The 12,869-nt window shown below is 36.4% G+C and carries 9 protein-coding genes; 8 read left to right on the forward strand and 1 reads right to left on the reverse strand.

Annotated elements, in window-relative coordinates:
- Positions 1-14 precede the first annotated feature (14 nt).
- Positions 15-1,697 (reverse strand): gliding motility lipoprotein GldJ, encoded by a 1,683-nt coding sequence (gene gldJ, locus LBU54_RS13330; RefSeq protein WP_224530760.1) that lies wholly within the window; start codon positions 1,695-1,697, stop codon positions 15-17.
- A gap of 302 nt (positions 1,698-1,999) precedes the next feature.
- On the opposite strand from gldJ, the gene porU reads away from it, so the two are divergent.
- The 8 genes from porU (at position 2,000) to LBU54_RS13370 (ending at position 12,869) form a co-directional block, all read left to right on the forward strand.
- Complete coding sequence (gene porU / locus LBU54_RS13335) at positions 2,000-5,857, forward strand: type IX secretion system sortase PorU (RefSeq protein ID WP_224530764.1); 3,858 nt, start codon at positions 2,000-2,002, stop codon at positions 5,855-5,857.
- Positions 5,858-5,919: 62 nt separating this feature from the next.
- Positions 5,920-7,149, forward strand: coding sequence for a type IX secretion system outer membrane channel protein PorV (gene porV, locus LBU54_RS13340; RefSeq protein WP_224530768.1), 1,230 nt, complete (start codon positions 5,920-5,922; stop codon positions 7,147-7,149).
- Between the two features lie 75 nt (positions 7,150-7,224).
- A complete protein-coding gene (cdd, locus tag LBU54_RS13345; protein ID WP_224530770.1) occupies positions 7,225-7,707 on the forward strand; it encodes a cytidine deaminase in 483 nt (160 codons plus the stop codon).
- Positions 7,708-7,819: 112 nt separating this feature from the next.
- Positions 7,820-8,818, forward strand: a complete 999-nt coding sequence (pdhA, locus tag LBU54_RS13350; protein WP_224530773.1) for a pyruvate dehydrogenase (acetyl-transferring) E1 component subunit alpha — start codon at positions 7,820-7,822, stop codon at positions 8,816-8,818.
- A gap of 3 nt (positions 8,819-8,821) precedes the next feature.
- Positions 8,822-10,450, forward strand: a complete 1,629-nt coding sequence (locus LBU54_RS13355; protein ID WP_224530776.1) for a pyruvate dehydrogenase complex dihydrolipoamide acetyltransferase — start codon at positions 8,822-8,824, stop codon at positions 10,448-10,450.
- 83 nt (positions 10,451-10,533) lie between these two features.
- Positions 10,534-11,556 carry a M28 family peptidase gene (locus LBU54_RS13360; RefSeq protein ID WP_224530779.1) on the forward strand — a complete coding sequence of 341 codons (1,023 nt, stop codon included), beginning with the start codon at positions 10,534-10,536 and terminating at the stop codon, positions 11,554-11,556.
- The gene (locus tag LBU54_RS13365) at positions 11,546-12,232 is read left to right on the forward strand and encodes an SDR family NAD(P)-dependent oxidoreductase (protein ID WP_224530782.1); all 687 of its coding nucleotides are present in this window, start codon (positions 11,546-11,548) and stop codon (positions 12,230-12,232) included. The genes LBU54_RS13360 and LBU54_RS13365 overlap by 11 nt, the downstream gene beginning before the upstream one ends.
- A gap of 1 nt (position 12,233) precedes the next feature.
- Positions 12,234-12,869, forward strand: a complete 636-nt coding sequence (locus tag LBU54_RS13370) for an HAD family hydrolase (protein WP_224530785.1) — start codon at positions 12,234-12,236, stop codon at positions 12,867-12,869.

Raw genomic sequence — 12,869 nt, forward strand, 5'->3', positions numbered from 1 at the left:
AATATTTCTTAAGATTAGTTTCTTTTCTTACTACTCTTTACTGATTTAGATCCAACTCTAGAAACTGCACATCTAAAACCAATGTAGTCGGTAGCCATGTCTTGAGGGAAGTACCTACGCTGAGCAGGGTCTATCCAATAAGCTCTATCTCTCCAGGAACCTCCTTTATAAACTCTTACTTCATCATTAATTAAGGATGTTCTGCTACTAGATTTATCATACTCTCTTAACAATCTACCTTCTGCAGAGTCGATTTCTACTTTGTGCTTAGGAGAGTTATACATTTTTCTTGTAAGATCTGCATTCTCATCTCTTTCTTCTTCAAAATTCTCTCTGTAATAACGCGAAGAACGTCTGTCCCCATCTCTAAAGTTTCTATTGTCACTTTTATCAAACTGAGTTCTTAAATACGTTTCTTCATCATCAACAGGAATCTTAGCAATTTCACCTGGTAAATTTCTGGCAATAATTTTACCATTGCTTAACGTATCGTATACAATCTCTTCAACCGTTACAATTTTAACAGTTCCGTCTTCGTTAAGCGCATTTTTAGTATAAACATTACCTCTATAATAGTTAAAGTCATTAAACTCATCATCTACTATAGGTCTATATACGTCAGCAACCCATTCAGCAACATTTCCAGCCATGTCATAAAGGCCGTAATCATTTGGTTCGTATGATTTTACTTCAGCAGTAATATCAGCGCCATCGTCAGACCAACCTGCTATTCCACCGTAATCTCCTTTCCCTTGCTTAAAGTTTGCTAGCTGATCACCACGATTAACGCGTCTACCTGAGCGGGTATATTGTCCGTCCCAAGGATATTTTTTACGTCCTCGATAAACATTGTAACTTCTTAACTCACTCATACCAAGAGCAGCATATTCCCATTCTGCCTCAGTTGGGAGTCTATATTTAACTGGAATTAAACCAGTTTCTCTATTTGCAAATACATTTATTTCATTACCATCTGCATCAGTTTGCGGCTTACGTCTTCCTCCCTTAATAACGTCTTCGTTACCGCCATAAGTCTGTGATGGAGCATTAATATAGGTATCTACATCAAATGTGCTTTCTGCACTTAAGTCTGTATACTGAGCGTCTCTTTTTAAATAACCTGCTTCTTGTAATGCAAGTTCTGCTACTCTATTAGATCTCCAATTTGCATATTCTACTGCTTGTATCCAGCTAACACCAACTACAGGATAATTTGCATAACCCGGGTGGCGTAAATAGTTTTCTGTCATCATCTCATTATAACCCAAACGATTTCTCCAAACAAGAGTATCTGGTAAAGCACCCTTATAAATTAATGCGTAATTTGGATCGTCTGGTGGATAAACCCCTTTCAAGTAATCTAAATAGAATAAATAGTTAAGGTTTGTTACCTCAGTTTCATCCATGTAAAAGGATTGAACATGTTGCTGATTTGGAGAGTTGTTCCAATCATGCAAAGGATCATCTTGTACTTTACCCATGGTAAAAGTACCACCTTCTATGAATGCTGTCCCTGGAGGTGTTTCTTGTTCTTTGTAACTTGTGTTGTACTGAAAACCACCTTGCTTGGCATTAATTTTCCAACCTGTAGCGGTGTCTACATTGCCAGAACCAGATGATCTTTTACAACCAACGATTGAGGCAAAAAGCATCAAAGCAATGATAAATTTGAGGTTTAAGACATTTTTCATATCCATATATTTAAGTAAGCTCGTTTTAATTTAGATTCGCAATATAACAATTAAAGGTAAACTGACAACTTTTTTTTCAGACAAAATGCTAAAAAATGTGCATTTCATCCCTTTTTTTTAACAATATAACGGATTTTTGGCCGTTTTTCGAGTGTTTATTGCTCTCTAATAACGAGCCTAAAAATAAAATATTGTTGTATTTTTGAAATAAAAATTTGCACATCATAATAAGTCAAAAATCAAGGCGTTATTTTACTAAAATTGCTACAAAAGACTGGGTTTGGTCTGGACTTAAAAGAAACAGATTAATGAAATATATCTTTACGCTTCTAATTTTTAACCTTTTTGTTTTTGCATTCGGACAACAAAAGGACTTCCAAATCCTTTGGGAAAATTCTAAATTTTTAGAGAATGACTTTGGAAAAATTAAAGTGCCTGGATTTGACGAAAAGCATTTTAGTTACACAACAGAAAAGGGATTGGTATTTTTTGCACAATGGAATAATAATGCAGGGCGTATTAACGAAAAGTCTGTTGTGTTGTCCAATGTAAATTACAGCAGCATAACACCAAGTGAGCTTTTTGATCTAAACAAAAATCTAATTCCAAAAGAACCAATATTAAAGATATATAACACAAGTGCTAGAGGTAAAAGAGGGGCCTATATTGAAATATCTCCTATAGTAAATCAAAATGGGGTTTATAAAAAAATTACTTCTTTTTCTATTAGTTATTCATCAAATACGGGATCGACTAGTTTTAGAGGAAAAAGGTTAAGTGAAATTACTAGCTCCGTTTTGAGCAGTGGAGAATGGTATCGTTTTTATATAGATAAATCCGGAATATTTCAGCTTACAAAAAGCTTTTTAAGCAGTTTGGGTATCAATACTAATGCAGTAGATCCACGCACCATAAAAATTTATGGTAACGGTGGTAGGATGTTACCACTTTCCAATGCAGAAAACTATCCATTTGATGTTGTAGAGAATACTATAAAATTTGTCGGCGAGGAGGATGGAAGCTTTGACAATGGGGACTTTATACTTTTTTATGGCGAAGGTCCTACAACCTATAGTGAGGAAAGCAATACCAATTTAAACCTATATGTGGACAAGACTTATTATTATGTCAATATAAGTTCTGGTAACGGCAAACGTATACAATCAATGCCAGTAATAAATCAGCCTGCTGATGTTGAAGTTACTACATTTCAGGATTATCAGTTCTATGAAATTGACGAATATAATCTGGCTAAGCTTGGGAGAAGATGGTTTGGAGATCGGTTTGATATAGAAAACCAGAAAACCTACAATTTTAATTTTCCAAATCATGTTGCAAGTGAACCTGCAAGATTCAATGTGGCAGTAGGTGCTGTGTCTGAAACAGAAACCTCAATGATTGTAACTGTAAATGGTAATCAAGTATCAACCTTAAACTTAAATGCCATAACAGAGGGGTCTATACTTGGGTCATCTGCTAGTTTTGTAGACGATATAAACATCTCTTCAGATAATGTTACTGTAGTTCTTGACTATATAAATAACGGAAATCCTTCCGCTAATGGTTATCTTGATTATATTAATATAGAGGCAACAAGACAGTTGTCTTATGTAGGCGATCAACTCAGGTTTATGAATCGAAATGTTGCAAATTCGCCAGGTATAGCACAATATAACATTTCGAACACAGCTTCGATTCGTGAGGTTTGGGATATTACAGACCGATTTAATGTTCAAAATTTAATTAATACTGAAGCTTCAAGCACCATTAGTTTTAAAGCGCCAGCTGGAGAATTAAGAAATTACATTGCTTTTGCATACTCAGACGTACATCAACCAAAAAAGGACGCAATTTCTACTGTTGCTAATCAAGATTTAAAAGGAACTATTTTTAATGGTGCTTCACAGGGTATAGATTACATAATTTTGGCACCTACACAATTTGTTTCCCAAGCAGAACGTCTTGCTCAAATTAATAGAGATCAAAATGGACTGGTTGTAAAGGTAGTTGATCTACAGGCTATATATAATGAATTTAGCACTGGAAGTCAGGATATTGCAGCGCTGAGAAATTTTGTAAAATACGTTTATGATGTTTCCCTAAATCCTAATAACGGTTATGAAAGGCAGTTAAAGTACTTGTGTCTATTCGGGGATGGATCTTATGATTACAAAGACAGATTAAATAACAATACCAATCTCGTACCTTCATGGTATACCAATAGTAGTTTTAGCCTAACAAGTTCTTTCGTTTCAGATGATTTTTATTGTATGATGGATGACAACGAAGGTACAATGGGTGGTGGTGACAGAATGGATATTGCAGTAGGTAGAATTTTGGCAGAAGACGTGCAACGTGCCAAGGAAATGGTAGATAAAATTGAATCATACTATCAGCCTGATGCCTTCGGTAGTTGGAGGAATAATCTATTGTTAATAAGTGACGACGTTGATATTGCTTGGGAGAAGATTCTTCAAGAAACAACAGATGGCATTGGTACGACAGTTGAAGCAGAAAAACCATTTATGAATGTTGTGAAAATTCACACTGATGCATTTCAGCAAGAGGCATCGTCTGCAGGGAATAGATATCCACAAGTAAATGAAGCGATTAAAGATGCTATTGAAGTCGGAGCCTTGGTTGTAAATTATTTTGGACATGGCGGTGAAGATGGTTTGGCCAAGGAGCGAATATTTGATAAGAATGACGCACAAGAGATAAATAACATTTGTAAGTTTAACCTATTTGTAACGGTTACTTGTGAATACACAAAATTTGATGATCCAGGTAGGCCTACCGCTGGGGAATACACCTTTTGGAATAAGAATGGTGGTGCTACAGCACTGATTACAACAACAAGACAAATATTTGTGACAGTTGGTGTTTCATACAATGAGGTATTAGATGATTACCTTTTTGCTTTTGGATCTAATGACTACCCAAGTATTGGAGAAGCCTTGAGATTAACAAAAACAGATGATAATATATCTGGAATTAGCCAGAAACGTCTTGTTTTTCTTATCGGTGACCCTGCTATGAAACTTGCCTTTCCAAAACCCGACATAAGGTTAACACAAGTTAATGATGTGCCTATTTCACAACCAATCGATACCTTAAAAGCACTGAGCTATGCTAAGTTAGCTGGAGAAGTCGTAGATACTAATGGCAATGTGGTGACCAATTTCAATGGCACATTAACAGCTACGGTTTTTGACAAGCCAATTGAAAGACAAACATTAGCTAACGACGGTATAACTGAGAACGGACAACAGATAAAACTAGACTTTACGACACTAGGAGAAGTCTTATTCAAAGGTCAGGCAAGTATAGAAAATGGCCAGTTTGAATTTGATTTTATTGTTCCAAGAGATATCGGAATCCCAGTTGGAAACGGAAAAGTTAGCTTCTATGCTCAAAATACCAATTCCACGACAGATAAGGCAGGCTCTAATTTTGATATCAGTATAGGAGGTATCAACGAAAATGCACCAGAGGATAATGTTGGCCCAGTTATAAATCTATTCATGAATGACGAAAATTTTGTTTCAGGAGGTATCACCAACGAATCTCCCACGTTACTAGTTAAGCTACAGGACGAAAATGGGATTAATACTGCCAGTGGAATAGGTCATGACATAACGGCGATCCTAGATGGTGATGAAACCAATCCGTTTGTTTTAAATGATTATTACCAAGCAAATGTAGATGACTACACTAATGGTGTTGTATCCTACGCCTTTCGCGATTTAGAACCTGGAATTCATACTTTAACCTTAAAAGCTTGGGATGTCTATAACAATTCATCAACTGCAGAAATTCTTTTTAATGTATTTGATAAAGATGAAGAGCTTGTAATTGATAATGTACTCAATTATCCAAATCCGTTCGTGAACTACACGGAATTTTGGTTTAATCATAACAGTGCGGAACCACTGGATATTTCTGTTCAGATTTTTACTGTATCAGGAAAATTAGTTAGAACATTAAACGGACAAACCTCCAGCGGCAACAAAGGCGTAAGCTCACTATCAAAGGATATTGTGTGGGATGGAAGAGACGATTTTGGCGATAAAATTGGAAAAGGTGTATACGTTTATAAACTAAAAGTGAAATCTAACCGTTTAAATAAGCAAGTTGAAAAAATTCAAAAACTTGTTATACTCTAATAAAAAATTATATTTGTTAACGATTTAGTCCCTGTTTATCAGTACTAATAACCAAAACGACCATGAAGAATTACGTACTAACCCTAATTGCTTTTGCAACACTTAACCTAACATTTGGTCAAGAAACAATAACGTTTCCAGATCAATCTTCTGTAATAACAACCGGTCTTCCTTTTATGCTTGTAGCTCCAGACGCGAGATCGGCATCCATGGGAGATATGGGAGTAGCTACTTCGGTAGATGGCTTCTCACAACAATACAATCCTGCCAAATATGCCTTTTCAGAGGCAAAATCTGGTTTAAGTGTTAGTTTTACACCATATTTAACACGATTAGTTAATGATATATCGTTAAGTTATGCTACCTACTTTAATAGAATCAACGAGTACAGTGCAGTTTCTGCAAGTGTTAAGTATTTTTCCTTAGGAGAGATTGTCCTAACGCAAGATGCCAACGATCCAGGCGTTGCTGTTAAACCAAACGAATATGCAATTGATGTTGCCTATGCATTAAGACTTGGGGAGCAGTTTTCAATGGCAGTCGCTCTTAGATATTTACGATCTGCCTTGCGAATAGATACTGTAGATCCAAATGCCAATCCAGGAAGTACATTTGGTGCAGACATCACAGGCTATTACCAAAGTGAGGAAGAAGCATACAATGATTTTAATGGAAGATGGAGAATGGGCTTTGCCATTCAAAATTTAGGTCCAAAGTTTAGGTATGATGATGGTGGAGAAGAAGTGTTTCAGCCAACAAATTTGAGGTTGGGTGCAGGATTCGATTTTATATTTGATGAATACAATAAACTTGGTTTAACAGCTGAAGTTTCCAAATATTTAGTGCCAACTCCACCAAAATTCGGATTTGTGGATACAAACGGAGATGGTGAACAAACTGTGGACGACCCAAGTACTCCAGATATTGATGAAGGTGAACCAACAATTATTACCGAAGGGCAAGATAATAACGTAAGTTTTATAAATGGTATTTTTCAATCCTTCGGAGACGCACCAGGAGGTTTTAGCGAAGAGCTAAGAGAGTTTGTTTGGTCTCTTGGCGCAGAATATACATATCAGGATAGTTTTGCATTTAGAGCAGGTTACTTTAATGAGGCCGATGACAAAGGCGCACGTAAGTTTTTTGCTCTTGGAGCTGGCTTTAAGTATACAACTATCAATATAGATCTTTCATATTTGTTCTCCGCTTCGCGTGTGCAGAGCCCTCTTGAAAACACTTTGAGATTCTCACTAACATTTAATTTTGGAGATGGTGAGTATAACGAATATTAGAAGTTTGTAAATTTTTAAATTGAAACTATTGTCTTGTAAAAGTCAATAGTTTTTTTATCTAATAGAACTAGTAAAATGAAGGAAGTAAAAATTGAATCCATATTACAGGTATTTGACAGTTATAATGCGCTTCCTAAGGATGTTCAATCTCTGATGTCACATGCTGTTAAGGTCAGGGAAAAAGCATATGCACCCTATTCGAAATTTAAAGTTGGTGCGGCAATTTTATTGGATAATGATGAGGTTATAACCGGCAGTAATCAGGAAAACGCCTCCTATCCTTCAGGTTTATGTGCCGAGCGTACAGCAATTTATTATGCTGGTGCAAATTTTCCAGATGCCAAAATATTAAAGATAGCCTTAACTGCATCTTCTGAAAATAAAGTTACAGACAAGCCAATACCACCATGCGGTGCATGCCGGCAAGCTATTGCGGAGTATGAGATTAAACAAGACCACCATATTGAAATCTATTTCATGGGTGCTACGGGAAAAGTTGCCAAATCCAATTCACTCGTAAATTTATTACCTTTTCTTTTCGACAGCTCTGTACTATAACCTTTTCGTTAGTAATTTTCTGTTTTTATCAACTATTTTTTAAGGATTACTTTTTCTCAATTCTTATCTAAAGTGTTATTTTTGTTTTTCGTTTAAAAGAATTCATCATATAATGCGTAAAATAACTAAGGAGGTTTATCTAAAATGGTATGAGGACATGCTGTTTTGGAGAAAGTTTGAAGACAAGTTAGCAGCAGTTTATATTCAACAAAAAGTTAGAGGATTTTTACATCTCTATAATGGGCAAGAAGCTATATTAGCAGGTGCCTTACATGCTATGGACTTAACAAAGGATAAAATGATTACGGCTTATCGTAATCACGTCCAGCCTATTGGTATGGGTGAAGATCCAAAACGTGTAATGGCTGAGCTTTTTGGCAAGGCAACAGGCACGTCTCAAGGCCTTGGAGGTTCAATGCATATTTTTTCTAAAGAACATCGCTTTTATGGAGGTCATGGTATTGTAGGTGGCCAAATACCCTTAGGGGCAGGTATTGCGTTTGGGGATAAGTATCATGGGAGTGATGCTGTTACGATCTGTTGTTTTGGAGATGGAGCTGCAAGACAAGGTTCACTTCACGAAACGTTTAATCTTGCTATGCTTTGGAATTTGCCGGTAGTTTTTGTTTGCGAAAATAACGGTTATGCCATGGGTACTTCTGTATCACGTACCGCCAATCATCCTGATATTTGGAAACTTGGACTTGGTTATGAGATGCCTTCTGGCCCAGTTGACGGAATGAATCCGGTAAAAGTTGCTGAAGCATTTGATGAAGCTATACAACGCGCAAGAAAAGGTGGCGGACCGTCTTTCTTGGAGGTTAAAACCTACAGATACAGAGGTCACTCTATGTCTGACGCACAGCATTACAGAACAAAGGAGGAGGTAGAAGAATACAAAAAGATTGATCCAATAACTCAAGTTAAGGATATAATTCTGGAAAAGAAATATGCCTCAGAAGCGGAAATAAAAGAAATTGATAAACGGGTCAAAGCAAGAGTTTCTGAATGTGAAAAATTCGCTGAAGAATCACCATATCCGGAGGTAAATGTAATGTATGATGCTGTATACGAGCAAGAAGAATATCCATTTATACCACATAAATTATAGGTCATGGCAGAAGTTATAAATATGCCGCGTTTAAGCGATACAATGGAAGAAGGAACTGTTGCTGCTTGGTTGAAAAAAGTTGGTGACAAAGTTGAAGAAGGTGATATACTAGCTGAAATAGAAACTGACAAGGCCACAATGGAGTTTGAGTCTTTTCATGAAGGTACATTACTCCATATTGGAGTTCAAGAGGGTCAGACTACAAAAGTTGATGAACTATTGGCCATTATTGGTGAAGAGGGTGAAGATATTTCTGGATTGTTAAACGGAAAAGAGGATAAAAAGGAAGAATCAACTGAATCGAGCACTGAAGTTGTAGAAGAGGAAAGTAATGACACTCCAGATTCTGGTAGCACTGAAATTCCTGAAGGTGTCACAGTGGTTACTATGCCTAGATTAAGTGACACAATGGAAGAAGGTACAGTTGCAGCGTGGTTAAAGAAAATTGGCGACGAGGTAGAAGAAGGCGATATTTTGGCAGAGATAGAAACTGACAAAGCAACAATGGAGTTTGAGTCGTTTCAATCTGGAACGTTGCTTCATGTTGGTTTAGAAGAAGGTCAGTCAGCGAAGGTAGATGCACTTTTGGCTATAATTGGACCTGCAGGTACTGACGTTTCGAACATTGCTAAAAATTTTAAAGTAAGTGGTTCCGAAACAAAAGAGGAATCAAAACAAGAAGAAGCTAAAAAGGAGGAATCAAAATCGGCAAAACCAACTGAAACTAAAAAAGAAGAAGTAAAAGCAGTTCAAACTGCGCAGTCTTCAGTATCGGCTGGTGGTAGAGTCTTTGCTTCACCTCTTGCAAAGAAAATGGCTGAAGAGAAAGGAATTGACCTATCTCAAGTGGCCGGGACTGGAGAAAGCGGAAGAATTATTAAACGTGATATTGAGAATTTCAAACCGGTCACCCAAGGGGCATCAGTTGGTAAATTTGTACCAATGGGGCAAGAAGATTTTGATGAAGTGCCAAATTCAAATATGCGCAAAGCAATTGCCAAAAACTTAGCCAAATCTAAGTTTACGGCGCCGCACTATTATTTGAATGTAGAGTTTGATATGGATAACGCTATCGCTTTTAGAGAGCAATATAACTCAATTCCAGACACAAAAATATCATTTAATGATATGTTAGTTAAGGCATGTGCTTTGGCATTGAAGCAGCATCCTCAAGTTAATTCGCAATGGTTTGATGACAAAATGGTGTTGAACAACCACGTTCATATTGGCGTTGCAGTTGCTGTGCCAGATGGCTTAGTAGTTCCCGTTGTAAAGTTTGCAAATGAACAGAATCTAACACAGATTGGAGCGGCCGTTAAAGAATACGCAGGCAAGGCAAGAAACAAGAAACTATCCTTAGATGAAATGGAGGGTAGTACATTTACAATTTCAAACCTAGGTATGTTTGGTATTGAAAGTTTCACGTCTATCATTAATCAACCAAACTCTGCAATTTTATCAGTGGGTGCAATTGTATCCAAGCCTGTTGTGAAAAACGGACAAGTAGTTCCTGGCAATACCATGAAATTAACAATGGCTTGCGATCACAGAACTGTAGATGGTGCTACTGGTGCTCAATTCCTGCAAACTTTAAAAGGTTATATTGAGAATCCAGTGACTATGCTGGTCTAATAAAGAAGAAACAAAGATTATAGAATCAATAAATCCTGTTTCCTGATTTTGAAGCAGGATTTATTTTTTTAAATATAGTGAGAATGAAAAGATTGCTGTTACTACTGAATCTGTTACTATTACTTTTTTTTGTGTCTTGTTCTGTAAAACAGAAAGGGGCAGACGTTAAAGCTGGCAAGGATTCAGCACTTACTGAAGTAAAAATTACCCCTGAAACGATAAAAAACAGCATGGAGTATTTATCCTCGGATGAATTAGAAGGAAGAGGAACTGGGACTGTTGGCATCGAAAAAGCAGCAATTTTTATAGAAAAGTATTTAAAAGACAACGGAATCAAACCCTTTTTTGAGACGTATCGCGATAGTTTTGAAATTGAAAATAAAAGCGGTAAAAAAGTAAATAATCAATTCCCAAAAATTCAAGGCTATAATATTGTAGGAATAGTTGAAGGTAATGATCCAGCTCTTAAAAATGAATATGTTATTTTAGGCGGTCATTATGATCATATAGGTTTTGGGCGATTAATCAATAATGATAGTATCGCAAACGGAGCTAATGATGATGCTTCTGGTACGGTTGCTGCTATGGAAATTGGCAGATATTTTGCAGGTACAAAAACCAACAAAAGAAGTCTTTTAATTACCTTGTATGATGCGGAAGAATTGGGGCTTAGAGGGTCAAGCCATCTGGCATTTCGGTTAAAAAACCAAGGATTGGATTTGTACACAATGGTAAACTTTGAAATGGTTGGTGTACCTAGAGCAGAAGGAAAATCAATGTCTTATATGAGTGGTTATAACAAATCTAATTTAGCATCTAAATTAAACGATTATGTGGGTGAAGAAGTAGTCGGATTTTTCCCCAAAGCAAAGGAGTTTCAGTTGTTTTTTAGATCTGATAATTATCCTTTCTTTAAAGAATTCACCAAACCTGCCCATGCCATATCGACCTTTGATTTTTCAAACTATGAGTACTATCACCATGTTGATGATGAAGCGGAAAAAATGAACTACGAGCACATGGCAGACTTTACTAACAAAATGATAAAAGCTTTTGAGGGCATACTAAATGCTCCTACCAAAGAATTATATTTGAATGATGAATAAAAATATTATTATTACAGGTACAAGTCGAGGTATTGGGTATGAATTGGCAAAACTTTTTGCAGATGCAGGCCACAACGTATTGGCTTTGTCAAGAAATGCTAAACCAATTGAAGATTTAAAACATAAAAATATCAATGCATTCCCTTGTGATTTATGTAATCTCGATGACTATAAAAATGTCGAAAATTTCATTTCAACTAAATGGAATCATGTAGATATTCTAATAAACAACGCTGGGTTGTTACTGAACAAACCATTCTCTGAAACGACCTTTAGTGACTTCACTAAAGTTTATGAAACAAATGTATTTGGCGTTTCAGAATTAACAAGGATTGTTTTGCCTTTTATGCCAAGAGATGGTCATGTTATAACTATAAGCTCAATGGGTGGTATTCAAGGAAGTATGAAATTTCCTGGTCTAGCCGCTTATAGTTCCAGTAAAGGGGCAGTTATTACTCTGAGTGAATTGTTAGCAGAGGAGTATAAAGAGACAGGCCCACAATTCAATGTTTTAGCGTTAGGTGCTGTGCAAACAGAAATGCTTAAGGAAGCATTTCCAGATTACACAGCCCCAACAACAGCTTTAGAAATGGCAAATTATATCAAGGATTTTGCTCTATCTGGGAATAAATATTACAATGGCAAGGTGTTACAAGTATCTAACTCCACACCGTAAAATGAATAAATACAAGTGTATAATTTTTGATTGCGATGGCGTACTTGTAGATAGTGAGCCAATAGGTAATCAGGTATTGGTTGATCTTGCAAACGAGTTAGGAGCAAATATTAACCTTGAGTATGCTTTTGAGAATTTTAAGGGTAACTCTTTTCGTAATTGTGTAAATCACATCGCTAAACTTATTGGGAAAGATGTGCCTAACGATTTTGAAACAATATATCGTCAACGCTCCTACACAAAATTTAAGGAAGAAATTCAGCCTATAAGCGGTGTTAAGGAGGTTCTAGAGGTTTTAAGAATACCATTTTGTGTTGCATCAAGTGGTCCTGAAACTAAAATAAAACTTAATCTAGAGGCAACAGGTCTAATTAAATATTTTACAGATAATATTTTTAGTTGTTATAAGATAGGAAAATGGAAGCCTGATCCTTCTGTCTTTATTTGGGCAGCCAACACTATGGGTTTTGAACCAAAAGAATGCCTTGTCATTGAAGACAGCATAATTGGTGTAGAGGCCGCAATACGAGGAGGTTTTGATGTCTTTGGTTATACAGCTCACGATTACCTAGACCAACTGCCTAAAAAAGCGACAAAAACATTCTCAGAAATGTTAATTCTTCCGGAGCTACTCTAG

It is taken from the genome of Winogradskyella alexanderae (assembly GCF_020166335.1).
GTDB classification, from domain to species: Bacteria; Bacteroidota; Bacteroidia; order Flavobacteriales; family Flavobacteriaceae; genus Winogradskyella; species Winogradskyella alexanderae.